This is a genomic window from Pseudomonas monteilii NBRC 103158 = DSM 14164, assembly GCF_000730605.1.
GTDB classification, from domain to species: Bacteria; Pseudomonadota; Gammaproteobacteria; order Pseudomonadales; family Pseudomonadaceae; genus Aquipseudomonas; species Aquipseudomonas monteilii.
The window spans coordinates 19,106-41,652 of the sequence record NZ_BBIS01000023.1 but is presented as its reverse complement, the minus strand read 5'-3'; the positions used below and the strand labels follow the sequence as shown (position 1 = coordinate 41,652).

Sequence of the window (22,547 nt, the reverse complement as noted above, 5' to 3'; positions counted from 1 at the left end):
CCTTTGGGAGCTTCCATGAACAAGTCCTTGCTCGGCGCCTCGCTTGTGGCCCTTGCGCTCGCCGCCCCTGCCGCCCACGCCTACCAGGCAGGGGACATGATTTTGCGCGCAGGCGCCATTACCACTGCCCCGAACGAGAGCAGCGGCGACCTGAAGTTCGACGGCAACAAGGTGTCGGGCACCAAGGCGACCCTGGACAGCGATACCCAGCTGGGCCTGACCTTTGCCTACATGCTCACCGACCACATCGGCCTGGAGCTGCTGGCAGCCACCCCGTTCAAGCACACCGTGGGCGTAAAAGGCCTGGGCGGCGGGCTGGACGGCAAGCTGGCAGACATCAAGCAACTGCCACCGACCCTGTCGCTGCAGTACTACCCAATGGAGCCGAACTCGCGCTTCCAGCCGTACGCCGGCGTGGGCATCAACTACACCCTGTTCTTTGACGAAGACTTGAGCAGCGCACGCAAGCAACAAGGCTTCAGCAACCTCAAGCTGCAAGACTCGGTCGGTATTGCCGGCCAGCTGGGCATGGACTACATGCTCACCGACAACCTGCTGGTCAACGCCTCGGTCTGGTATGTCGACATCGACACCAAGGCCAGCGTCAATGGCCCGACCGCACTGGGCTACAGCAAGACCAAGGTCGACGTAGACGTCGACCCGTGGGTGTACATGGTCGGCCTTGGCTACAAGTTCTGACCGGAACACGGCAGGGCGGCTTCGGCCGCCCTTTCTCGTTGCAGCCACAGCCAGTACCCCAGCGCAACCGCACTGATGGCCATGCCAAGCCCACACACCGCAGGCCACCCCCATCGGGCATACACGCCGCTCGCCAGCACCGCACCCAAGCCGCTACCGACCGAGTAGCAGCACATATAAGCACCAATCAATCGGCTAGCCATCGCGCCACGCCCTGCCAGCAACACGCTCTGGTTGGTGACATGCACTGCCTGATTCTGGGGCCGCTTAGCGGCCCCAGCGTTTTCAGCTTTTACCCAGAAGCCGCGCCAGGCCTTCGACCATCGGCGTCGCCTGCGGGAAATCGAACCGCGCCAGCAAGCGCTGGTTATCCGCCCGCGAATGGCGAATGTCACCCGAACGCGCCGCCACATAGCTAATCGCCGGCAAGCTCCCCACCACCTTCTCCAGCGCCGCCAGCAACTGGTTCAGCGAAGTGGCCTGGTTGAGGCCGATGTTCACCGCGCCCTCCTCCACCTGCGGCTGTTCCAGCGCCTGCACCATCACCTGCACCAGGTCACCCACGTAAAGAAAGTCGCGGGTCTGTTCGCCATCACCGAAGACGGTGATCGGCAAGCCCTGCACCGCGCGCTCGCAGAAGATGCTGATTACCCCGGAATACGGCGAAGACGGGTCTTGGCGTGGCCCGAAGATATTGAAGAAGCGGAACACCACCGGCTCCAGGCCATGCTGACGACGGTAGAAGTCCAGGTATTGCTCACTGGCCAGTTTGTCCACGGCGTAGGGGGTCAGCGGCGCCTTGGGCGTGTCTTCGGCAATCGACTCGCCCTCGCCATTGTTGCCGTACACCGCTGCACTTGAAGCAAACAGCACCCGGCGCAGGCCATGCACGCGCATCGCTTCGCACACGTTAAGGGTGCCGATGAAATTGCTCTGGTGTGTGCGCACCGGGTCTTCGACCGAGGCCTGCACCGAGGCCACTGCCGCCAGGTGCACCACGGCACTGCAGCCGGCTGCGGCCTGGGTGACCAGCCCGGCATCGGCAACATCGCCTTCGATCAGTTCCAGCCGTGGGTGGTCGACCTGCAGGTTACTGCGCCGGCCAGTGGAAAAGTCATCGAGAATGCGTACGGCGTAGCCTTTGTCCAACAACGCATCGCACAGGTGGGAGCCAATGAAGCCGGCACCGCCGGTGATCAGGATGGGGGCGTCAGCCATGGCGGTAGAACCGGTCCAGTAGAGGCGGCAGGCCGGCGCGCCAGGCACGCGGCTTGATGCCGAAGGTATGAAGGATTTTCTTGCAGGCCAGTACCGCATGCTGCGGCTCTTCGCTGGCATCCGGCCGTGCGGCATGAGCCTGTGGCGTTGGCGCCTGAACCGCGAGCTGGCGGTACTGGCCCGCTTCGGCAAGGATCGCCTGGCCTAGCGCCAGCGGCGTGGTCGCCTCGTTGCCGGCGTAATGGTAGGTGCCCCACAGCGGCGCAGTGCAATCGAGCTGCTTGAGCACCGACAGGATCACCCGCGCAGCATCGTCGACCGGTGTCGGGTTACCACGCCGGTCATCGGCCAGCAGCAGCTCTTGCGGTTGCTCGGCACGGGTCAGGAAGCGGCCCAGCGACCCGTCGATGCTTTCGTCGAGCAACCAGCCAAAGCGCAGTAGCACATGCTGCGGGCAGGCCGCACGCACGCTCTGTTCGATGCGCCACAACGCCTGGCCACGCAGGCCCAACGGCACTGGCTCGTCCTTTTCGCTGTAGGCCGTGGCCCGCGAACCGTCGAACACGCGGTAGCTGGAAGGCTGTACCAGGGTGATCTGGTGGTGCTGGCACAGCTCTGCGAGCCGCTCTACTGCCCGCTCCTGTTGAGCCAGGCGCTGTTCGCTGACCGACTCGGCCTGGAACCAGTCGAAGTAATAGGCCAGGTTGACCACGGCGTCGGGGCGGTGATCGTCGAGCAACTGGGTGAGGCTGGCCGGCGTCCAGCCGTTTTCGGGCGGGCGCGGCGCCAGGAATGCGATGTCCTCCTCGGCCCCAAGACGAATCAGCGCTTGCCCGAGGGCATTGCCACCACCCAACAGCATTAGGCGCATACGCATAGAGTCAGCAGATCCGGAGAGGTTGATAAAGGAAAGGGGTCATTTTGCGGTTTCCGGGCGGGGAAGTCCAACCCTGAGGCTGACAGCAGCACCACGGACGATTCCTACCACGACCATAGAGTTTCCCTACAAGCCAGAGAGGGGCAGCCCTACATCATCAGTAAAAAATATCTGGCTAAATGCTCAGCGTTCTAACAAAAAGTTTCACCTTTCCCTACAGACAAGGAAAATAACAATGACAGGGGTAAACACCAAGGCAACACCTGAGGTTCTTCGCCTAACATTCAGCAAACTGCCGCTATTGGAGGCCCGGATGCCGCTGGGGCTGCTGCAATGTCAAGCTACCAAGCACAAGTTATAAAACGGTCACTAAATGTTGAGCAACTCGACCTATTAAAAATGTTTGCCTCCGGAAAAGCAGCAGCACTGGAGTTCGCTGCAATGCTGCCTCCGCTCTTCGATCCTGTGCCAGAGAGCCTGGCAAACATTGACACCATGAACGACGACCCCGTTATCATCAACATGGCCTCACGAAACCAAATTCTTTTAAGCCTTGTAGACTACCGCTCATTCGCATTCGATATTGACAATTGCGGAATGCAAGTACGCCTAGTCGGTAATTTCAAAGGGGGCGGTAAATGGCTGCTACGCAATGAATCCAAACATCATCAAGCCGAAATGAGTTCCCACGGACAACCGGAGGTTGCTGGTTCGGCTATTCGGCTACTCGCCTGATGCCCAACCTGTGATGCTGCAACAAGACCCCCTGATCGTACGCGGGTAAGGTAGGAGCAAAATGGAAATTGAAGTCTCAATACTCTTGGTGCTGGCGTCAGTCGCATTGCTCGCTGGCTTTTTCGATGCAATTGCAGGAGGCGGGGGTTTACTGACGTTACCGGCCTTTTTCATTGCAGGTATCGATCCATTGTCTGCTATGGCTACCAACAAATTTCAGGCTTCATCCGCCAGTGTTTCAGCGGTGTGGGCGTTCGCCCGTAAGCGAATGATCCAGTGGAAGGTAGGCCGGCCAATGGCCATTCTGTCATTCACAGGTGGTGTTGCAGGTGCCTTGTCGATCAGTATGCTCGACAAAGCCATCCTGGAATTAACCGTTCCAATCTTGCTAATTGCAGTTGCAAGCTATTTTGCATTCAGTCCCAAGCTTGATGCACGGGATCGTAAGCAGCGCATGTCGTCCTTAAGCTTTACGCTGGTGATTATCCCAATCATTGGTTTTTACGACGGCATTTTTGGTCCAGGCACCGGTTCATTCTTCATGGTGGCCTTTTCCTTGCTGCTGGGTCAGCAACTGATGCAGGCAATATGCAATAGCAAACTGCTTAACGCATCTTGCAACCTTGGTGCCCTGTCAGTCTTTGCCTTCAGTGGCGCAATTATATGGCCCTTAGCCTTAGTAATGGCATTTTGCGCCATTCTTGGCGCCCAACTCGGCGCACGGTGTGCGCTTTACTTTGGGCCACGGCTGATCAGACCATTGCTCATCACTGTCTGCTGCCTGATGTCCTTGAGGTTGTTGTTCAATGATGGGCACGCAGTTGGAGAATGGTTACGGCAATTTTGAGTGATGGTTGAATGTATTTTGAGCGGGGCCCGCGCTTTTACGACTGTGTGGCCCCGGCATAGCCTGACCAGCAATTGGTTCAATGCAAGCGCTACATCTATTCAATCTCAAACAAACTGTTGCGCAATGGCCCCACACTCAACCGTTCACGTACATCGTCATCTATACGTGGATCATCCGGCCGGTACAGTTTTACCTGCCGATAGGCATTGATGCGATTGATCTCTTCCCCCAGATACTCCCACACCACCCGGGTACAGGCCGGGTTGCGTCGGTCGCCGCTGGACACTCCAGCCTTCAGGCCATTCAGGCGGGTGATGCGGCTTTTGAAGCTGGGGATGAGGATGGTCTGGCTCATTTCGTTGTACGTGAGCGACTCGTAGTCGATCAGGAACAGCCGGTCCTGCAACTGGAACGCAGCCCCCAAGTAGCGGCAGCGTACCTCGGCGTGCTGGTCGGTGGTGCTGGAGCGTTCCTGGCGTTCCTGGCGCTCGAACAGGAAGCGGCCGCGCTCCTCCCACAGGTGCACCAGCGACACCAGGATGGTGCCCGGCACCGACATGCAGTTGGAATACTCGAAGTAGTAACCGCAATAACGCGACAGGTTGCCGGCGTGGTCGTGCAGCGGACGGAACAGTTCGCTGATCGGGTCGCTGGGCTGGTCGGCCAGCGTCGACACCCGTGCGCCGATGAGCCTGGCGAACTGCTCGGCCGGCAAATTCAGTTCGTAATCCTCGACGCCGAAGAAGTCACCGATGCGCTTGAGGTTGTAAGCCGTCGGACGGCTCTGCCCGCTCAGGTACTTGTTGAACTGTGCCCGGTTGATCGACAGCTGTCGGCAAACTTCGGAAATAGAGCGGTAGTGGCTGCAAGCCAGCTTGAGGTTGGTAGCGAAATGATCGCTCATGTGCGGGACCCAGGTGACGCGAATGACGCCATTGTAGCATCAAGTCGCGCCAACTGAGACCAACCCGCGAAATTGTAACCACTCTTGTCATGGCCAACCATGCGCCCCAACGAATAGCGGTGCGCCTGCCGTCCGCTGGTCTTTCCACACGAAGAATAAGAATCGAGGTCATTCTCCAATGCTCGAAGTACTCAACGATTTCCTCTCGGGGAAACTCCTCATCGTGCTGATCGTAGGGCTGGGTAGCTACTTCACCATCCGCTCCCGATTCGTTCAGTTCCGCCATTTCGGCCACATGTTCGCCGTGTTCAAGGAATCGCTGCGTGGCCAGGCAGGCCAGCTGAGCTCCTTCCAGGCCCTGATGCTGAGCCTCGCCGGCCGCGTTGGCGCCGGTAACATTGCCGGTGTCGGTATTGCCGTGACCCTGGGTGGCCCAGGTGCCGTGTTCTGGATGTGGGTCACCGCATTGGTGGGCATGTCCAGCAGCTTCTTCGAATGTACCCTGGCCCAGGTGTACAAGCGCGCCGATGGTGACGGCCTGTACCGTGGCGGCCCGGCCTACTACATCCAGCATGGCCTGAACCGCAAAGGCATGGCCATCGTGTTCTCGATCCTGCTGCTGGTCACCTACGGCTTCGCCTTCATCGGCCTGCAGTCGTACACCGTGACCCACTCGCTGCAGAACGCCTTCAACTTTGCCCCGAGCCAAACCGGTATTGTCCTGGCCGTGCTGCTGGCAATCACCTTCATCGGCGGCATCAAGCGCATCGCTGCGGTGTCGGACCTGCTGGTACCGGTCAAGACCCTGGCCTACATCGGCGTGACCCTGTACGTGATCGGCACCCAGATCGAACACGTGCCAGCCATGCTGGAAACCATCTTCAAGAGCGCCTTCGGCCTCGACCCAGCCTTCGGCGGCCTGCTCGGCAGCGCCATCGTCATGGGCGTGAAGCGTGGCGTGTTCGCCAACGAAGCGGGCCTTGGCAGTGCGCCAAACGTCGCTGCCGTGGCTGCGGTGAAACACCCGGGCGCCCAGGGCGTGGTCCAGGCCTTCAGCGTGTTCCTCGACACCTTCGTGATCTGCACCTGTACCGCGCTGCTGATCCTGCTGTCGGGCTTCTATACTCCGGGCTTCGAGGGTGACGGCATTGTCCTGACCCAGAACTCGCTGGCCGCCGTGGTCGGTGACTGGGGCCGTGTGTTCGTCAGCGTTGCACTGTCGCTGTTCGTGTTCACCTGCATCCTCTACAACTACTACCTGGGCGAGAACAGCCTGCAGTTCCTCACCCGTAACCGCGTGGTACTGATGGTATTCCGTGGTCTGGTGCTGGCACTGGTGGTCTGGGGCTCGATGCAAGACCTGTCGACCGTGTTCGCCTTCGCCGACATCACCATGACCTGCCTGGCCTTCGTCAACCTGGTGGCCCTGGCCCTGCTGTTCAAAGTCGGCCTGCGTGTGATGCGCGACTATGACGAGCAGCGCAAGGCGGGTATCCAGCAGCCGGTGTTCGATTCGACCAAGTTCGCCGACCTGGACCTGGACCGCAATGCCTGGCCTGCCAATCCGCAGGCGGAAACAGCCACTGACAAAACAGTCGCCCAAGCGCAGCCTCAGCGCTGATACGCTGCCCTGCCCAGCCGCCCCTTCTGCGGGCGGCTTTTCTTTCTCCGCTCACCGCTACGGATGTTCTCCATGCGTGCCGTAAAGAATCTTCTCGTTCTCTATACCGGTGGCACCATCGGTATGCTCGAAACCCCGGAAGGCCTGGCGCCAGCCGGCGGTTTTGAAGCACGGATGCGCGAGCACTTCGCGCACATGGCCGATGCGCCCCAGCTGCAATGGACCCTGCAGGAACTGAACCCGCTGCTCGACAGCGCCAACATGCAACAGCACAACTGGCTGGCGATGCGCGATGCCATTGTCGATGCGGTAGATGTGGCGGGCCATGACGGCGTGCTGGTGCTGCACGGCACCGACAGCATGGCGTACAGCGCTGCGGCATTGTCGTTCCTGCTGCTGGGGCTGCCGGTTCCGGTGCTGCTGACCGGCTCGATGCTGCCGGCGGGTGCCGCTGACAGCGATGCGTGGGCCAACCTGTGTGGTGCGCTGCGCCAGTTCGAACATGGCCTGGAAGATGGCGTGCAGCTCTACTTCCATGGCCAACTGCTGCATGGCTGCCGGGCCTCGAAGCTGCGCAGCGAGGCGTTCGATGCCTTTGCGGCGCTGCCGCGCCATCGTGATGGTGAGCATGCCGACATGATCCCTGCCGAGCTGGGCTACAAGCAGCCGCGCAAGCCGGTCAACCTGGCGGTCGTGCCAGTGTTCCCGGGGCTGCAGGCCGGGCACTTGCAGGGCTTGATCGACAGCGGTGTGCAGGGGTTGCTGCTGGAATGCTACGGCAGCGGTACTGGGCCATCGGATGACCAGGCATTGCTGAATGCTCTGAGCGCGGCGCGCCAGCGCGGTGTGATGCTGGCGGCTATCAGCCAGTGTCCTGAAGGTTCGGTGGTATTCGACACCTATGCGGCAGGTAACCGCTTGCGCGGGGCCGGATTGGTCAGTGGTGGCGGCATGACCCGTGAGGCAGCGCTGGGCAAGATGGTTGCGCTGTTGGGGGCGGGCTTGAATGTGGATGCAGCAGAGCAGTGGTTTGCTCTGGACCTGTGCGGCGAACGGGCCTGAACAGGCGAAAGAAAATGGCGGAAGGCAGCGGGAGTCGAACCTGCCCGGGAACGGCTGCCGTCCCCAACCGGGTTTGAAGCCCGGCCGCGCCACCGGGCGCGATTGCCTTCCTTGAACTCAGTGCCTGGTCTGCTGCTGGGCCAGGGCGCTGTCGGCGCGGATGTGACGCTGGTCGGCCACCCTCCGGGTCAGGCCGATGCGGTCGAAGTACTCGAGAATCTGCACACTGCGCTTGCGACCGATCCCCAACATATCGCGAAACGCGGCAACCTGCACTATCGGCGTCTCACTGGCCTGCCCCAGCAGCAACGCTGCCATGCGCTGTAAGGTCGACTCCGGGTAGAACAGGTCACGCACCACCTGGTGCACCAGGCCCAGCCGTGCAAGCTTGCGCAACAACAGGCGCACATCAGCTTCGGCGCAGTTCTCTTCACTTGCCAGCGTCCTGACCCAGGGCGGGTCGTATTGCCCCGCCAGCAACCTCGGCTCCAGGCGCGCCCACAACTCACTGTCGGCTTCGCTCAATTGCACCTTATGATCGGGCAAAGCAGCCAAGGCCCGCTGCTGGCGATGCTGCCGTCCTCAAGCAACTCATCCAGCAGGCTGACGAAGGCCGGTCGCTCCAGGGGCAGGGCTGCAAAACGGCGCAGGCGATCACGGTCCGGGCCGAGCTGGTCGGGCTCTTGTTCGTGGAACCGTGCCAACTGCTCCATCACCTGCTGCTTCAGCACGTGCCACTTGGCAGTGGCGAACAGCAGTTGGCCCTGCCGCGTGGCCACCACCAAAACTTCTTCCGGCAACTGCCAGGTTTCTCGCAGGCGATTGAACTGCCGCTCAAGCCGCTGGGGGTCGATACCGCCCGGTGCACTGGCAAGCAGCGCCGGCAGCGCCTGCTCCAGTTCTTCGGTATCGCGCAGCACCTGCAACTGGCGCAGGCGCTCATCGCTGCGGCGTTGGCGGCTTGGCGCGAACGGGTCCAGCACCTTGCCACCGCCCAAGGTGCGCTGGGCACGCTGGTCGCGCAGCACCAAACGGTCGCCATGCACCGCCTGCAGCGGCGCATTGAGCAACAACTGGGCAAACATGCGCTGGCCGGCCGCCAGGCTTTCGCCTTCAAGCAAGGCGACCCGGGCCGTCACATCCTGAGTCCCCAGGTGTACATGCACCGCGCTGAAATGTTCGAACGTACGTGTCTCTCCCGGTAACAGGCTCAGCTCGATATCCACCCGTACGCCAGGCGCATGCAGCCACTCAGGCACCAGCCAGTCACCCCGGTGTACCTGCTCCAATGCCAGTCGCTCGGCAGCGATGTTCAGCGCTACCCGCTGGCCCGCTTCTGCCACCAACGAGGCCTGGTTCTGTGCATGCAGGCCACGCACGCGTACCGCTTTGCCGGCCTTGCCCAGCAACAAGGTATCGCCGGCACTGACCCGCCCGGCCAGCGCCGTGCCGGTGACCACCACGCCAGCGCCGCTAACCGCGAAAGCGCGGTCCACGGCCAGACGAAAACCACCGCGCACAGCGCGTGCCCGTACATTGGCCTCAGCCTCCAGCAGGGCTTGACGCAGCGCGTCCACGCCTTCCCCGCTGATGCTCGACAATGGGAACTGCCGCGCACCGGCATACGGCCCTGGCGCCAGCAGTTCACTGACTTGCACCTGCACATCGGCCAGCCGGGCCGGCTCGACCCGGTCGCATTTGCTGATCGCCACCAGGGCCTGGGGAATGCCCAGCAGCTCGATGATCGCCAGGTGCTCGCGCGTCTGCGGCATGACCCCGTCGTCAGCAGCCACCACCAATAGCACCAGGTCGATGCCATGGGCACCGGCCAGCATGTTGTGGATAAAACGCTCGTGGCCAGGCACATCGATGAAGCCCGTCAGCGGCGCGCCTTCGCTCAGTGCCGCATAGCGGTAGCCAAGGTCGATGGTCATGCCGCGGGCGCGCTCTTCCTGCCGCTGGTCGCCGGCCTGGCCAGTCAGCGCCTGCAGCAGTGCGGTCTTGCCGTGGTCGATGTGCCCGGCGGTACCAACGATCACTGCACAGCCCCCAGTTGCAGGGCGGGCAACTGGGCCAGCCACTGGGCTTCGTCATCCAGTTGGCGCAGGTCCAGCCATAAGGCATCGTCATCGATGCGGCCCAGCACCGGCACAGGCAGATCACGCAGGGCCCTCTCCAGTACATGCAAGCTGCGCCCGCGCAGTTTCTTCGACACTTGCGGACGCAGGCACAGCGCGGCACTGGGCAGGCGCGCCACCGGCTGGCTGCCACTGCCAATCATGCCCAGTGCAGGTTCGACGCTGACGGCCCATTGCTCGCCGAGGCGCGCCTTGAGTTCAGGCGACAGGCGCTCGGCCTGAGCCTGGATCTCGGCCTGGCTGCGGGTCAGCAGGCGCAGGCTGGGCAGGCGTTCGGCCAGGCGGTCGGGGTTGCGGTACAGTGCCAGCACCGCTTCAAGGGCTGCGAGGGTGATCTTGTCGACGCGCAAGGCTCGCTTGAGCGGGTTTTTCTTGATCCTGGCGATCAGGTCCTTGCGGCCAACGATGATCCCTGCCTGAGGCCCGCCCAGCAGTTTGTCGCCGCTGAAGGTGACGATATCGGCGCCATCAGCCAGGGCCTGGCGCACCGTAGGTTCGGCGGGCAGGCCCCAGCGGGTAAGGTCGAGCAGGCTGCCGCTGCCGAGGTCTTCGAGTAGCGGCAGTTCATGTTGATGGGCGATCCGCGCCAGCTCGGCAGTGGGCACCTGTGTGGTGAAGCCCTGAATGCTGTAGTTGCTGCAATGCACGCGCATCAGCAGGCCCGTGCGCGGGCCGATGGCGGCCTCATAGTCGCGGGCGTGGGTGCGGTTGGTGGTACCGATTTCGTGCAGTTTCACGCCGGCCCGGGCCATGATGTCGGGAATGCGGAAGGCACCGCCGATCTCGATCAGCTCACCACGGGAGATGATGCCCTCCTTGCGTGCGCCCAGGCTATTGAGCGCCAGCAGCACGGCGGCGGCGTTGTTGTTGACTACGGTGACGGCTTCGGCGCCGGTCAGTTCGCGGATCAGGCCTTCGATCAGGTCATCGCGGTCGCCACGTTTGCCGGTGGCCAGGTCGAACTCCAGGTTGAGCGGATAGCGGGCGGCAGTCTGCATGGCCTCGATGGCTTCTTCGGGCAGCAGGGCGCGGCCGAGGTTGGTGTGCAGCACGGTGCCAGTGAGGTTGAACACACGGCGGACCTGGCTGCGCTGTTGCGCGGCAAGGCGTTCACCGGTACGGCCCAGCAGCACTTCGGCGGCCAGTTCGGCGGCGCTGAGCTCACCGTTGCGGGCAGGGTCACGCAGGTCGTCGAGCAGTTGGCGCAAGGTAGCCAACACTGCATCGCGGCCGTGACGGTCGATCAGCGGGAGGCAGGCCGGGTGGCGCAGAAGGGTGTCGATGGATGGGAGGCGTGGGGTGTCGCTGGCTAGGCTTGAAGACATGCGGTACTACCTTGGGTTATCCGGTGTCTGTACTGGCCTCTTCGCGGGCACGCCCTCTCCCACAGTGTCCGCGCTGTATTTGAGGCTTGCGCAGTCCATGTGGGAGCGGGCGTGCCCGCGAAGAAGGCAACTCGGTCTTTCAGTGTAGACACTCACCCACTAACCGGGCGCAAGCATCAGGTTGGGCGCCAGGCGATGAAATCCCTCTTCGTCCAGGCGCATGTCCAGCGCCAGGCTGGCCAGGTCGTCGGCCAAAGGCTCGGCCGCCGCATCGTTCTCCAGATAGTTCTGCTTCAGGTAGCTTTCGCACCCCGGGCAGCACTCGGCACGCAATGGCGCCTTGCCCGGCGCATGGCGATCATCCTCAAGGCTGGTATAGCGCAAGTCCTTGCTCGACTCGCAATACACGCACTTCACCCGCACCACATGCCATTCACAGGCACACAACGAGCAGGCCAGGTAACGCAGGCCATTGTGCTTGCCACGGTTGCGCACCACCCCGGCCATTGCCGGCGAACCGCAAGCCGGGCACTGGGCCAAGCTGCCAGCAGGTTTCAGCTCCGGCGTTGGCAACGCCAGCAGCCAGCTGGACCAGGCCGCCTGCAACGCAGCTCCGAGGAACGGCACCACTGCCGCTGGCACCGCGTCATACTGCCCTGCCAGCAAAGCGATGCCCCAGCCTTTGCGCTGGTTTTCATCACTGCCACGCAGCACCTGCAAGGCCTCACCCAGCGGGCCACTGTTTTCACCGTTGAAGTGCTCAAGGAGGGCCTGTAACCAAACCAGCCAAGGCCCTTCGCGCACCAGGCTGTCCGCCGCCAGCGGCGGTAAACCATGACTTATGCACAGGCGCTGACGTTCCTCGGCCACCGGCACGCCAGCGGGCGGGTTATCCACAAGCTGCTGCTGGACACGGCACAACCGCGCCACCAGCCTCAGGTAGTCGCCAAGTGCGTTGCCCTCGGCCAGCTGATCCAGACGTGCAGCGCGCACGTCAAACAGGTTGGCGGGCGGCAGGTGCAGAAACGGCGGCATCACCGCCGACGCTTCGATCTGCCCGGGTTCGAGTATCGTGCTCAAGCATTCATCCTTCTTTTCGTCCGTGATTGCCCGGCGTCTTGTCGCCGGTCACTTCGCGGTACCACAACTCATGGTGCTTGCGTGCCCAGGCGCGGCTGACCCAGCCATGCAGCATGGCGCCGATCGAGCCCTTGATCCAGATGCCGGCATAGATGTGCACGATGATGCTGAGGATCAGCACGAACGCCGCCAGCGCGTGCAGCAGCGCAGACAAGCGAATGGTATCGATGCCGAACCAGTGGCTGAAGTACGCTCGCCAGATCACCACCCCACTCACCAGCAGCACCAGCATGCACGCCAGCAAGGTCCAGAACAGCAGCTTCTGTCCGGCGTTGTACTTGCCGATGGGCGGCACACCATCCTCTCGATTGACCATCACCCGATCGATGCGACGTAGCCACAGGCGGTCGTTGGCGGTGATGAAGTTGGCGCGCCAGAAACGGAACACCAGGCCGAGGAAGAACACGAACATCGCCACCCCGATGAAGGGGTGCAGGATGCGTGTCCACGGCCCGCCGCCAAACAGGTGGCTGAGCCAGAACAGCGCCGGATGAAACAGCGCCAGCCCCGACAGCCCCGCCAGGATGAACAGGATTGCCACAATCCAGTGGTTTGTCCGCTCATTGGCGTTGTAGCGCAGGATGGGTTTGTTGTCGTTCATGGCCGCTGCTCCCCTTGCCCACCGGGCTTGGTCGGGTCGTAGACATGGACCGCAGGATCCACCTGATGCACGTTGTCATCCGCCGGCGTGGGGTGCTCCTCCTCTTCGACCCGCTGGGGGCCAACCCGCACATAATGGAAGAACCCGGCCAATACCGCCGCGCCCATGGCCAGCAGCGCCAGCGGCTTGGTGAAGCCCTTCCACAACCCCACCAAAGGGCTGATCACCGGCTGGTCCGGCAGGCCGGCGTAGAGCTTCGGCGTGTCGGCATGGTGCAGCACATACATCACATGGGTGCCGCCGACGCCATCCGGGTCGTACAACCCGGCCTTGTCGTAGCCCCGCGACTTCAGGTCGACAATGCGCTCGGCGGCATGCACTTTCATCTCGTCCTTGCTGCCGAACACGATCGCCCCGGTCGGGCAGGTTTTCACGCAGGCGGGCTCCAGGCCCACGGTCACGCGGTCGGAACACAGGGTGCACTTGTACGCCTTGTGGTCCTTCTGCGAGATACGCGGGATGTTGAACGGGCAGCCGGTGATGCAGTACCCGCAGCCGATGCAGTGGTCCTGGTTGAAGTCGACGATGCCGTTGGCGTGCTTGATGATCGCCCCCGGGCTCGGGCAAGCCTTCAGGCAACCCGGTTCGGCACAGTGCATGCAGCCATCCTTGCGGATCAGCCACTCCAGGTTGCCGTCGTCGCGCTCGTGCTCGGTGAAGCGCATCAGGGTCCAGGTTTCGGCGGTGAGGTCCTGGGGGTTGTCGTAGGTGCCGTGGTTGTGGCCGACCTCGTCACGCAGTTCGTTCCATTCCGAGCACGCCACCTGGCAGGCCTTGCAGCCGATGCACTTGGTGGTGTCGATCAGCTTGGCGACTTCCTGCTGCTGGCGTACCGAAGGCGGTACGGTGGTGGTGGCCGAGCGGGCGATGATGTCTTGGCTGGCCATCAGAGTTTCTCCACTTTGACGAGGAACGACTTGGACTCTGGCGTCTGGGTGTTGCCGTCACCGAGGAATGGCACCAGGGTGTTGGTCAGGTAGCCATGCCGGGTAGCGCCGGTGAAACCCCAGTGCAACGGAATGCCGATCTGGTGCACGGTCTGGTTGTTGACCTGGAGTGGGCGAATCCGCTTGGTCACCACCGCCACCGCATCGATATGCCCGCGCTTGCTCGACACCCGCACCCGGTCGCCGGCCTTGATGCCTTTCTCGTTGGCCAGCACCTCGCCGATTTCGACGAACTGCTCGGGCTGGGCGATGGCGTTGAGCCGGCAATGCTTGCTCCAGAAGTGGAAGTGCTCGGTCAGCCGATAGGTGGTCGCCGCGTAGGGGAACTCGTCATGCGTGCCGAGCGTGTCCCACACCGAGTCGAAGATGCGGCCAGCCGGGTTGCTGACCACCTTCTTGTTCTGCGGGTGCAGCGGGTTGATACCGATCGGCGTTTCGAACGGCTCGTAGTGCTCGGGGAACGGGCCTTCGGCCATCTTGTCGATGGCGAAGAAACGCGCCACGCCTTCGGGGTTCATGATGAACGGGTTCATCCCGGCCTCGGGCGGCGAGTCGGCCTTGAAGTCCGGCACATCGGTACCGGTCCAGGCCTTGCCGTTCCACCATACCAAGCGCTTCTTCTCTGGGTCCCACGGCTTGCCTTGCGGGTCGCTGGAGGCACGGTTGTAGAGGATGCGACGGTTGGCCGGCCAGGCCCAGGCCCAGTTCTGCACCTGGTGCATGCCAAACGGGTCGCTGTTGTCACGGCGGGCCATCTGGTTGCCCTGCTCGGTCCAGCTGCCAGCGAAGATCCAGCAACCAGCCGCCGTGCTGCCATCGTCCTTGAGCTGGGCAAAGCCCGACAGCTGCTGACCAGCCTTCAGTGTGGTACCGGTGGCGTCGGTAAGGTCGGTGACCGCCCAACCGTTCATCTCTTTGGCCAGCTCCTCCGGGGATGGCTCATCAGGGACCTTGTACGGCCAGCTGATGTTCATTATCGCATCAGGGTAGGCGCCGCCCTCGGCCTGGTAGCGTTGACGCAGGCGCAGGAACAGTTCGCTCATGATCTGCACATCGGTACGGGTCTCACCCGGGCCATCGGCACCCTTCCAATGCCATTGCAGCCAACGGCTGCTATTGACCAGCGAGCCGTCCTCCTCGGCGAAGCAGGTGGTGGGCAGGCGGATCACTTCGGTCTGGATATTGGCGGTGTCGACGTCGTTGAACGGCCCGGCGTTACGCCAGAACTCCGAGGTCTCGGTGGCCAGCGGGTCCATGATCACCAGCCACTTGAGCTTGCCCAGCGCTGCGGTGACGCGGTTCTTGTCCGGTAGCGCGGCAATCGGGTTGAAGCCCTGGCATATGTAGCCGTTGACCTTGCCCTGGCCCATCATCTCGAACATGCGCAGCACGTCGTAGGCCGGGACATCGAGCTTGGGCAGCCAGTCATAGCCCCAGTTGTTTTCCGCCGTGGCGTTGGCGCCGTACCAGGCCTTCATCAGGCTGACGTGGAACTTGCCGTAGTTCTGCCAGTACGACAGCTGCCCTGGGCGCAAGGGTTTGGAGGCGCGCTTGTCGATGTAGGCCGCGTAGTCCTGCTCGGCATCACCGGCCAGGGTCAGGTAGCCCGGCAACGAGTTGGACAGCAGGCCGAGGTCGGTCAGACCCTGGATATTGGAGTGCCCGCGCAACGCGTTGACCCCACCACCGGGCATGCCGACGTTGCCCAGCAGCAGCTGGACCATGGCCGCACTGCGGATGATCTGCGCACCGATCGAGTGCTGCGTCCAGCCGAGCGCGTAGAGAATCGTCATGGTCTTGCCCGGTGCCGAGCAGGTGGCGATCTCTTCCCAGACTTTCATCATGGCGTCCTGCGGCATGCCACAGGTCATGCTCGCCAGTTCCGGGGTGTAGCGGCTGTAATGCTGTTTCATCAGCTGGAACACGCAGCGCGGGTGCTGCAGGGTCGGATCGACCTTCGCATAACCGTCCTCACCCAGCTCGTAACCCCAGCCGGATTTGTCGGCATACACACGCTTGGCCTCGTCGTAGCCGCTGAACAGCCCGTCCTCGAAGCCATAGGTCTCTTTGACGATGAACGACACATCGGTGTAGTTACGCACGTACTCGTGCTGGATCTTGTCGTTGCTCAGCAGGTAGTTGATCAGCCCGCCCATGAAAGCGATATCGGTACCGGTACGGATCGGCGCGTAGTAGTCCGCCACCGAAGCGGTACGGGTAAAACGCGGATCGACCACGATCAGCCGCGCCTTGTTGTGCGCCTTGGCCTCGGTCACCCATTTGAAGCCGCACGGATGCGCTTCTGCTGCGTTGCCACCCATCACCAGGACCAGATTCGCGTTGGCGATATCGGACCAGTGGTTGGTCATGGCGCCACGGCCGTACGTCGGGGCAAGACTTGCCACCGTCGGGCCATGTCAGACACGTGCCTGGTTATCGAACCCCAGCATGCCTGTTGCGCGGACGACTTTGTGGGTCAGGTAGCCTGCCTCGCTGGAGGCGGCGGAGGCAGCCAGAAAACCGGTGGTGAGCCAGCGGTTTACGGTTTGCCCCTGGGCGTTCTTCTCGATGAAGTTAGCGTCTCGGTCCTGTTTCATCAGGTCGGCGACGCGGTCGAGCGCCTCGTCCCAGCTGACCCGCGTCCATTCTTTGCTACCCGGCTTGCGCACCTCGGGGTACTGCAAGCGGCTCGGGCTGTGGATAAAGTCCAGCAGGCCGGCGCCTTTAGGGCAGAGGGTGCCACGGTTGACCGGATGGTCGGCGTCACCTTCGATGTGGATGATGTTCTGTTTGACGTTTTTACCCGCGTCGCCCTGGCTGTACAGGATCAGGCCACAGCCGACCGAGCAGTAAGGGCAGGTGTTGCGGGTTTCTTTGGTATGCGCCAGCTTGAAGTGACGCACCTGCTCGGCGAAGGCCGGCGTCGGGGCCATGCCCAACGCCGCCAGGCTCGAGCCTCCAAGGCCGACGGCGGCGACCTTGAAGAATTGCCGACGGTTCAGGTCCATCGTGCACTCCTGATCAGGTGGTGGACGCGCGGAACATGGCCGGCGCCTCTTGGTAGTCACGGTGGCGGCCAATGGATGGCCGCCAATGGTTAAGACTAGTCAAGAATCGGGAAGGTGCGATGACATGGGTCAGTGTCAAGGCCCGGGGCAGGCACGCGGCAGGTTGCGCACCACATTCAGGGCCGCGCTGCTCTGCGCCACCGGCATGATCTCGACGGTATTGATGTTCACGTGCGCCGGCTGCTCGGCAATCCAGGCTACCGTAGCCGCGATATCCTCCGGCAGGATGGCCTCGACATCCCGATACAACGCCTGCACCGCATCCAGGTCGCCATTCAGACGTACCACCGAGAAGTCAGTGCCCGAGCATAGCCCCGGCTCGATGTTGCTCACCCGTACTCGGGTGCCCGCAAGGTCGGCACGCAAGTTGAGGCTGAACTGGCGGACGAAGGCCTTGCTGGCGCCATACACATTGCCGCCCGGGTAGGGGTAAGTGCCAGCGATAGAGCCAATGTTGATGATCATGCCACTGTCGGCTTTCACCATTTGCGGCAGAATCTTGTGGGTAACCATGGCTAGCCCGGTGATGTTGGTGTCGATCATCCGCTGCCAGTTTTCGGCGCTGCTGGCCTGAGCACGGTCCACGCCCAACGCCAGCCCGGCGTTGTTGACCAGCAGGTCGATCTGCAGCGATGCATCCCGAATGTGCTCGATCGCCGTCTCCAGCGACACCGGGTCGGTGACATCCAGCGCCAGCGCAATGAAATTGACGCCCAACTCGGCCTCCAGCGCTTTCAGTTTGTCCATGCGCCGGGCGCCACCGATCACGCGGTAGCCTTTGCCGATCAGCGTGCAGCAGATGGCACGGCCAAAACCCGAGGAGGCGCCAGTCACGAATGCGGTTTTCATCAGTTTTCTCCTATCAGTAGGTCAGGCCAGGTACTTCACGCCCAGGCTGGTGAACAGGCAAAGCATCGAGAACACCAGCGCCTTGCGTACCACTTCGTTGCCTTTGCGCAGCGCCAGGGCACTGCCCAGGTGGTTACCCAGGATGTTGCAGGCCACCAGCGGCAATGCCAGCAGGTAGACGACCTTCCCGGCGATGACGAAGGCGACCAAGGCGCCGATGTTGGAAGCGAAGTTGAAGGTTTTGGAGTTGGCCGAGCTGGAGACCAGGTCCATGCGCAGCAGGTAATGGAAGGCGATGATGAACATGCTGCCTGTGCCGGGGCCGAAGAAGCCGTCATAGAAGCCGATGGCCAAGCAGGTCAACGGCACCACGGTGTAGAGCATGCGAGAAGACAGCTCTCGCTCCGCTACCGGGCGGTCCTTGGGGGTGAGGAAGATGAGGATCCCGAACGGGATCAGCGCCAGGATGATCTTGCCTACAGTCTCTTGCGAGATCGACACGATCAAGTGCGCCCCCAGGTAAGCACCCAGCAGTGAGAACGGCACCCCGACCAACGCCACCTGCCAGACCATCTTGCTGTTGGCCAGGAAGTTGCGAATGGCCGCCAGCGTGCCAAGGGTACTGACCAGTTTTTCCTGGCCCAGTGCCACCTGCGGCGGCATGCCAACCAGCAAAAAGCCCGGTACCAGAAACAGACCGCCACCACCGGCAATACTGTCGACGAAGCCTGCAACGAAGGCGATCGCGCCGAGCATGAGGATTGCCAGCAACCAGTGTTCCGCCCAGTAAGCACCCAGAATTTCCATAGCAAAGCCCATCCAATGGCGTGTTTTGCCAAGGCCGACGTGAGTGAGCCTGCCCTGATTGATGCGATGATTGTAATTACGAAGATTGAATCGATTCAATCAGAAATTTATTCGACTCAATTCTCACGATTACCATCATTACCTGCATCTGAGCTTTCATGCTAGGCTGCGCGCTCTTGCAGAATCTGGTGCGTTTTCCATGTGGGTCCCTCATTACGGCGATCAAACCCAGCCGGTTTACCTGATGATCGCTAATGCCCTTGAACAGGACATCGAAAGTGGTCGGCTTGCAGCAGGTGATCGCTTACCCACCCTCAAGGACCTTGCCGAAGCACTGAATGTGACGCCCGGCACTGTCGGCAGGGCCTACGACGAGGCAGCCAAGCGTGGCCTGGTGGTTGGCGAAGTCGGGCGTGGCACATTTGTGAAACAGCAGCGACAGCCATTGCCTATCCCGTCGGCGCCCGCCCCCCTTGCCGGCGAAAGCAGCCAGATCGATCTCTCGATCATCAAACCCAACGACGCTCACATGAGCGAGTGGCTAGGCACGGCCATCGTCGAACTGGCCGCTTCTTCGGACTTGGGGCAAGTACTCGATTACGTGACCGAGGGTGGCCACACCTCACACAAGCAAGCCGGTGCGGCCTGGATTCAGCGCTGGCTGCCAGATGCACGCTGGCAACAGGTTGTACTGACCTCTGGCGCGCAGCATGGGCTGCTGGTGGCCATCAGCAGCCTGTCGAAGAATGACGATGTGGTGCTGTGCGAGTCGCTGTGCTACCCGGGCATCATCTCCCTCGCCCACAGCATGGGCCGCCGTCTGCATGGTGTGGCCATGGACGAGCACGGCATTATTCCTGATGCATTGCGCGCGGCCTGCCTGGAGCACCGCCCTTCCCTGCTGATATGCGTCACCACGCACCAGAACCCGACCAACTCGATCATGCCCCACGCACGGCGCCAGGCCATCGCCGAGATCGCTCGCGAGTTCGACCTGTTCATCGTCGATGACGACATCTACGGTTTTCTCGAGCCCGCCCCGGATTACAAGCCACTGGCCGCGTATGCACCTGAACGCTCGGTGTACCTCACCAGCCTGTCCAAGAGCGTGCTGCCGGCGCTGCGCATCGGCTACCTGTACGCTCCGCCGCAAACCCTGTCACGGTTATCGTCGATGGTACGCAGCAGCGTGTGGATGCCTTCGCCATTAATGGCGCAATTGGCGAGTAACCTGATCAACAGCGGCATGGCCGACCAGTTGCTACGGGTCCAGCAGGACGAGGCGGCCGCGCGCCAGCAGATGGCCCGGGAGATTCTCGGCCGATACAACATTCGTACTCAGCCCCACAGCTTCCATATCTGGCTGGAGTTGCCAGAGCCTTGGACCAGCGACGAGTTTGCCAATCTGGCGCGTAACAACGGCGTTACAGTGGTCAGCGGCAGCCAGTTTTTGCCAGAACGCAGCCACGCCACCTGCGGCGTGCGCATCGCCCTGATGGCACCCAGCCGCCAGGAGCTGGGCTTTGCCCTGACCAAGTTGGCAAGCCTGCTGGATTCGCCAGAGCCGCGGTTGTTCTACTGAAGTGCCGACTGATTTGTAAAGCAGGATGGCTGGCCACAAAAAAACCCAGGACAACTGCCCTGGGTTTCTGGTCTTGCTAGACGTCTACACGTTCTGATCAGAACGGAATATCGTCATCAAAGCTGTCAAAGTCAGCCGCCGGCTGTGGCGCTGGCTGCTGCGGCGCCGGGCGCTGAGGGGCCTGTTGCGGGCGCTGGGCCTGCTGGCGCGGCGGGGCCTGGTTGTACTGTTGCTGCTGACCACCTTGGTTGTAGTTGCCGCCACCCTGGTTGTACGGGTCACCGCCCTGCTGGCCCTGCGGACGACCGCCCAGCAGCTGCATGGTGCCGTTGATGTCGACGATGATCTCGGTGGTGTAGCGCTTGATACCGTCTTTTTCCCACTCACGGGTCTGCAGTTTGCCTTCGATGTAGCACTGCGAACCTTTGCGCAGGTACTCGCCGGCGATCTCGGCAACCTTGCCGAACAGCGACACACGGTGCCACTCGGTACGCTCTACCTTCTGGCCCGACTGCTTGTCGGTCCACTGCTCGCTGGTAGCCAGGCTCAGGTTGGTCACGGCGTTACCGTTGGGCAGGTAGCGGACTTCGGGATCCTGGCCACAGGTGCCGACCAGAATGACTTTGTTAACCCCACGGGCCATAACGTTCTCCTAGGCTTCGCACGCCGAAGAGGCTGGGTTCACCAGTCGCTCGAGGGTCGCACGGTCCAAAATTTTCGTATCCAGTTTGATATAGATAGCGGCTTCTTCAGCCACCACCACAGCGTCGGTCACACCCGGCACGGCCATCAGGCGCTCTGTCAGGCCGGCTTCCCGGACTGCCTCAGGCGTCAGCGGCATGCGCAGGCTGGTCACATAAGGCGGCTCGTTCATGCGCAAGGCGACGACCAGCCAGATGGCACACAGCACCGCGCAACCGAGGAACACCGTGTCCAGCCCACCGTGCTGGAACAACCAGCCACCAAGGATCCCGCCCAGCGCCGCACCGAGGAACTGGCTGGTGGAATACACCCCCATCGCCGTCCCCTTGCCACCGGCAGGCGACACCTTGCTCACCAGCGAAGGCAGCGATGCCTCCAGCAGGTTGAATGCGGTAAAGAATACCACGGTGCCAATCACCAGTCCGCGCAAACCGTCAGCCCACTCCCAGAAGTATATCTCTGTCAGCAGCAGGACACTGACAGCGCCGGCCAACACGCGTTTCATCTTGCGCTTTTTTTCGCCGTAGATGATGAACGGGACCATTGCAAAAAATGAGATGAACAATGCGGTCAGGTATACCCACCAGTGTTCCTCCTTGGGCAGCCCACCGCGCTCGACGAAGGCCAGCGGCAGCGCGACGAAGCTGGCCATGAGAATGGCATGGAGGACGAAGATGCTTACGTCCAGGCGCAGAAGGTCCGGATGACGCAGGGTTGGGCCGAGTGCCTGGCGCGCCACGCCCGATTCGCGGTGCTGCAGGATGCTATGCGTGTTGGGCACGACAACGGCAATCAGCAAGATGCCTACCAGGGCGAGCCCTGCCGTGGTCAGGAACAATCCTGACAAGCCAAAGGCACTTGTCAGCAAGGGGCCGACGACCATGGCGACGGCAAACGACAGGCCGATACTCATGCCGATCATGGCCATGGCCTTGGTCCGGTGTTGCTCGCGGGTGAGGTCGGACAGCAGCGCCATGACGGCGGCAGAAATCGCACCGGAGCCCTGCAAAACACGCCCGGCGATCACACCCCAGATGGAGTCGGCCTGGGCCGCCAGCACACTGCCCAGGGCGAAAATCACCAGCCCCAGGTAAATCACCGGCCGGCGGCCGATGCGGTCGGAAATCATCCCGAACGGGATCTGCAATACCGCCTGGGTCAGGCCATAGGCGCCAATGGCCAGGCCGATCAGCGCAGGGGTGGCACCGGCCAGGTCCATGCCGTAGGTGGCCAGTACCGGCAAGACCATGAACATGCCCAGCATACGAAAGGCAAAGACCAGGGCAAGGCCGCCAGCGGCGCGGGTTTCGCCGCCACTCATGCGCTCGTTGTGGGTGTCGTGCATGGATTAACCTCGTGTGA

Annotated in this window: 18 protein-coding genes, 1 tRNA gene and 2 pseudogenes; 6 read left to right on the top strand and 15 right to left on the bottom strand. The window is 62.2% G+C overall.

What is annotated here, in order from left to right:
• Positions 1 to 15: 15 nt before the first annotated feature.
• Positions 16 to 699, top strand: a complete 684-nt coding sequence (locus PM2_RS13380) for an OmpW/AlkL family protein (RefSeq protein ID WP_014589498.1) — start codon at positions 16 to 18, stop codon at positions 697 to 699.
• On the opposite strand, the pseudogene PM2_RS31545 reads toward PM2_RS13380, so the two are convergent.
• From PM2_RS31545 to PM2_RS13365, 3 genes and pseudogenes are all read right to left on the bottom strand, one after another.
• Positions 687 to 953 (bottom strand): annotated as a pseudogene (locus PM2_RS31545) (MFS transporter); the annotation flags it as partial. The gene PM2_RS13380 and the pseudogene PM2_RS31545 sit on opposite strands and share 13 nt — an antisense overlap.
• A gap of 31 nt (positions 954 to 984) precedes the next feature.
• Positions 985 to 1,917, bottom strand: coding sequence for an NAD-dependent epimerase/dehydratase family protein (locus PM2_RS13370; RefSeq protein WP_016715344.1), 933 nt, complete (start codon positions 1,915 to 1,917; stop codon positions 985 to 987).
• Positions 1,910 to 2,794, bottom strand: a complete 885-nt coding sequence (locus PM2_RS13365) for a sugar nucleotide-binding protein (RefSeq protein WP_016715343.1) — start codon at positions 2,792 to 2,794, stop codon at positions 1,910 to 1,912. The genes PM2_RS13370 and PM2_RS13365 overlap by 8 nt, the downstream gene beginning before the upstream one ends.
• Before the next feature lie 333 nt (positions 2,795 to 3,127).
• Between PM2_RS13365 and PM2_RS29525 the strand changes: the two genes are divergently transcribed.
• Both PM2_RS29525 and PM2_RS13355 read left to right on the top strand, forming a co-directional pair.
• Entirely contained in the window at positions 3,128 to 3,529 is a 402-nt protein-coding gene (locus tag PM2_RS29525) for a hypothetical protein (protein ID WP_141745098.1), read from the top strand.
• A gap of 61 nt (positions 3,530 to 3,590) precedes the next feature.
• Positions 3,591 to 4,376, top strand: a complete 786-nt coding sequence (locus PM2_RS13355) for a TSUP family transporter (RefSeq protein WP_016715340.1) — start codon at positions 3,591 to 3,593, stop codon at positions 4,374 to 4,376.
• A gap of 97 nt (positions 4,377 to 4,473) precedes the next feature.
• Here PM2_RS13355 and PM2_RS13350 read toward each other — a convergent pair whose 3' ends face one another.
• Positions 4,474 to 5,283 (bottom strand): helix-turn-helix domain-containing protein, encoded by an 810-nt coding sequence (locus tag PM2_RS13350; protein ID WP_016715339.1) that lies wholly within the window; start codon positions 5,281 to 5,283, stop codon positions 4,474 to 4,476.
• 178 nt (positions 5,284 to 5,461) lie between these two features.
• Here PM2_RS13350 and PM2_RS13345 point away from each other — a divergent pair, with 178 nt between their 5' ends.
• Together PM2_RS13345 and PM2_RS13340 are read left to right on the top strand one after the other, a co-directional pair.
• Positions 5,462 to 6,904: an alanine/glycine:cation symporter family protein gene (locus PM2_RS13345; protein WP_016715338.1), complete on the top strand. Its 1,443-nt coding sequence runs from the start codon at positions 5,462 to 5,464 to the stop codon at positions 6,902 to 6,904.
• A 63-nt stretch (positions 6,905 to 6,967) separates the two neighbouring features.
• Positions 6,968 to 7,966 (top strand): asparaginase, encoded by a 999-nt coding sequence (locus PM2_RS13340; RefSeq protein ID WP_016715337.1) that lies wholly within the window; start codon positions 6,968 to 6,970, stop codon positions 7,964 to 7,966.
• Between the two features lie 15 nt (positions 7,967 to 7,981).
• Here the strand turns inward: PM2_RS13340 and PM2_RS13335 are convergent.
• The 9 genes and pseudogenes from PM2_RS13335 to PM2_RS13290 form a co-directional block, all read right to left on the bottom strand.
• Positions 7,982 to 8,077, bottom strand: a tRNA-Sec gene (locus tag PM2_RS13335).
• A gap of 6 nt (positions 8,078 to 8,083) precedes the next feature.
• A pseudogene (gene selB / locus PM2_RS13330) lies at positions 8,084 to 10,005 on the bottom strand (selenocysteine-specific translation elongation factor).
• Entirely contained in the window at positions 10,002 to 11,429 is a 1,428-nt protein-coding gene (gene selA, locus PM2_RS13325) for an L-seryl-tRNA(Sec) selenium transferase (protein WP_016715335.1), read from the bottom strand. The pseudogene selB and the gene selA overlap by 4 nt, the downstream one beginning before the upstream one ends.
• Positions 11,430 to 11,588: 159 nt before the next feature.
• Positions 11,589 to 12,509, bottom strand: coding sequence for a formate dehydrogenase accessory protein FdhE (gene fdhE, locus PM2_RS13320; RefSeq protein ID WP_028699115.1), 921 nt, complete (start codon positions 12,507 to 12,509; stop codon positions 11,589 to 11,591).
• Positions 12,510 to 12,513: 4 nt separating this feature from the next.
• On the bottom strand, positions 12,514 to 13,170 hold the full coding sequence (locus PM2_RS13315; protein WP_016715333.1) for a formate dehydrogenase subunit gamma: 657 nt from the start codon (positions 13,168 to 13,170) through the stop codon (positions 12,514 to 12,516).
• Complete coding sequence (gene fdxH, locus PM2_RS13310) at positions 13,167 to 14,117, bottom strand: formate dehydrogenase subunit beta (protein ID WP_019096689.1); 951 nt, start codon at positions 14,115 to 14,117, stop codon at positions 13,167 to 13,169. The genes PM2_RS13315 and fdxH overlap by 4 nt, the downstream gene beginning before the upstream one ends.
• Complete coding sequence (fdnG, locus tag PM2_RS13305; RefSeq protein WP_141745097.1) at positions 14,117 to 17,185, bottom strand: formate dehydrogenase-N subunit alpha; 3,069 nt, start codon at positions 17,183 to 17,185, stop codon at positions 14,117 to 14,119. Before fdnG ends, fdxH begins: the two co-directional genes overlap by 1 nt.
• 135 nt (positions 17,186 to 17,320) lie before the next feature.
• Complete coding sequence (locus PM2_RS13295) at positions 17,321 to 18,094, bottom strand: SDR family NAD(P)-dependent oxidoreductase (protein ID WP_028699114.1); 774 nt, start codon at positions 18,092 to 18,094, stop codon at positions 17,321 to 17,323.
• 21 nt (positions 18,095 to 18,115) lie between these two features.
• A complete protein-coding gene (locus PM2_RS13290) occupies positions 18,116 to 18,901 on the bottom strand; it encodes a sulfite exporter TauE/SafE family protein (protein WP_027615782.1) in 786 nt (261 codons plus the stop codon).
• A gap of 199 nt (positions 18,902 to 19,100) precedes the next feature.
• On the opposite strand from PM2_RS13290, the gene PM2_RS13285 reads away from it, so the two are divergent.
• Positions 19,101 to 20,483 (top strand): aminotransferase-like domain-containing protein, encoded by a 1,383-nt coding sequence (locus PM2_RS13285; protein WP_028699113.1) that lies wholly within the window; start codon positions 19,101 to 19,103, stop codon positions 20,481 to 20,483.
• Between the two features lie 97 nt (positions 20,484 to 20,580).
• Here PM2_RS13285 and PM2_RS13280 read toward each other — a convergent pair whose 3' ends face one another.
• Together PM2_RS13280 and PM2_RS13275 are read right to left on the bottom strand one after the other, a co-directional pair.
• Positions 20,581 to 21,126: a single-stranded DNA-binding protein gene (locus PM2_RS13280; protein ID WP_025754600.1), complete on the bottom strand. Its 546-nt coding sequence runs from the start codon at positions 21,124 to 21,126 to the stop codon at positions 20,581 to 20,583.
• A 9-nt stretch (positions 21,127 to 21,135) separates the two neighbouring features.
• Entirely contained in the window at positions 21,136 to 22,530 is a 1,395-nt protein-coding gene (locus tag PM2_RS13275; RefSeq protein ID WP_016715324.1) for an MFS transporter, read from the bottom strand.
• Positions 22,531 to 22,547 lie beyond the last annotated feature (17 nt).

Excerpts from the sequence above, each read along its gene's own strand:
- PM2_RS13380 (WP_014589498.1), top strand. The coding sequence starts at position 16 with ATGAACAAGTCCTTGCTCGGCGCCTCGCTTGTGGCCCTTGCGCTCGCC.
- PM2_RS13370 (WP_016715344.1), bottom strand. The coding sequence starts at position 1,917 with ATGGCTGACGCCCCCATCCTGATCACCGGCGGTGCCGGCTTCATTGGC.
- PM2_RS13365 (WP_016715343.1), bottom strand. The coding sequence starts at position 2,794 with ATGCGTATGCGCCTAATGCTGTTGGGTGGTGGCAATGCCCTCGGGCAA.
- PM2_RS29525 (WP_141745098.1), top strand. The coding sequence starts at position 3,128 with ATGTCAAGCTACCAAGCACAAGTTATAAAACGGTCACTAAATGTTGAG.
- PM2_RS13355 (WP_016715340.1), top strand. The coding sequence starts at position 3,591 with ATGGAAATTGAAGTCTCAATACTCTTGGTGCTGGCGTCAGTCGCATTG.
- PM2_RS13350 (WP_016715339.1), bottom strand. The coding sequence starts at position 5,283 with ATGAGCGATCATTTCGCTACCAACCTCAAGCTGGCTTGCAGCCACTAC.
- PM2_RS13345 (WP_016715338.1), top strand. The coding sequence starts at position 5,462 with ATGCTCGAAGTACTCAACGATTTCCTCTCGGGGAAACTCCTCATCGTG.
- PM2_RS13340 (WP_016715337.1), top strand. The coding sequence starts at position 6,968 with ATGTTCTCCATGCGTGCCGTAAAGAATCTTCTCGTTCTCTATACCGGT.
- selA (WP_016715335.1), bottom strand. The coding sequence starts at position 11,429 with ATGTCTTCAAGCCTAGCCAGCGACACCCCACGCCTCCCATCCATCGAC.
- PM2_RS13315 (WP_016715333.1), bottom strand. The coding sequence starts at position 13,170 with ATGAACGACAACAAACCCATCCTGCGCTACAACGCCAATGAGCGGACA.
- fdxH (WP_019096689.1), bottom strand. The coding sequence starts at position 14,117 with ATGGCCAGCCAAGACATCATCGCCCGCTCGGCCACCACCACCGTACCG.
- PM2_RS13295 (WP_028699114.1), bottom strand. The coding sequence starts at position 18,094 with ATGAAAACCGCATTCGTGACTGGCGCCTCCTCGGGTTTTGGCCGTGCC.
- PM2_RS13290 (WP_027615782.1), bottom strand. The coding sequence starts at position 18,901 with ATGGAAATTCTGGGTGCTTACTGGGCGGAACACTGGTTGCTGGCAATC.
- PM2_RS13285 (WP_028699113.1), top strand. The coding sequence starts at position 19,101 with ATGTGGGTCCCTCATTACGGCGATCAAACCCAGCCGGTTTACCTGATG.
- PM2_RS13280 (WP_025754600.1), bottom strand. The coding sequence starts at position 21,126 with ATGGCCCGTGGGGTTAACAAAGTCATTCTGGTCGGCACCTGTGGCCAG.
- PM2_RS13275 (WP_016715324.1), bottom strand. The coding sequence starts at position 22,530 with ATGCACGACACCCACAACGAGCGCATGAGTGGCGGCGAAACCCGCGCC.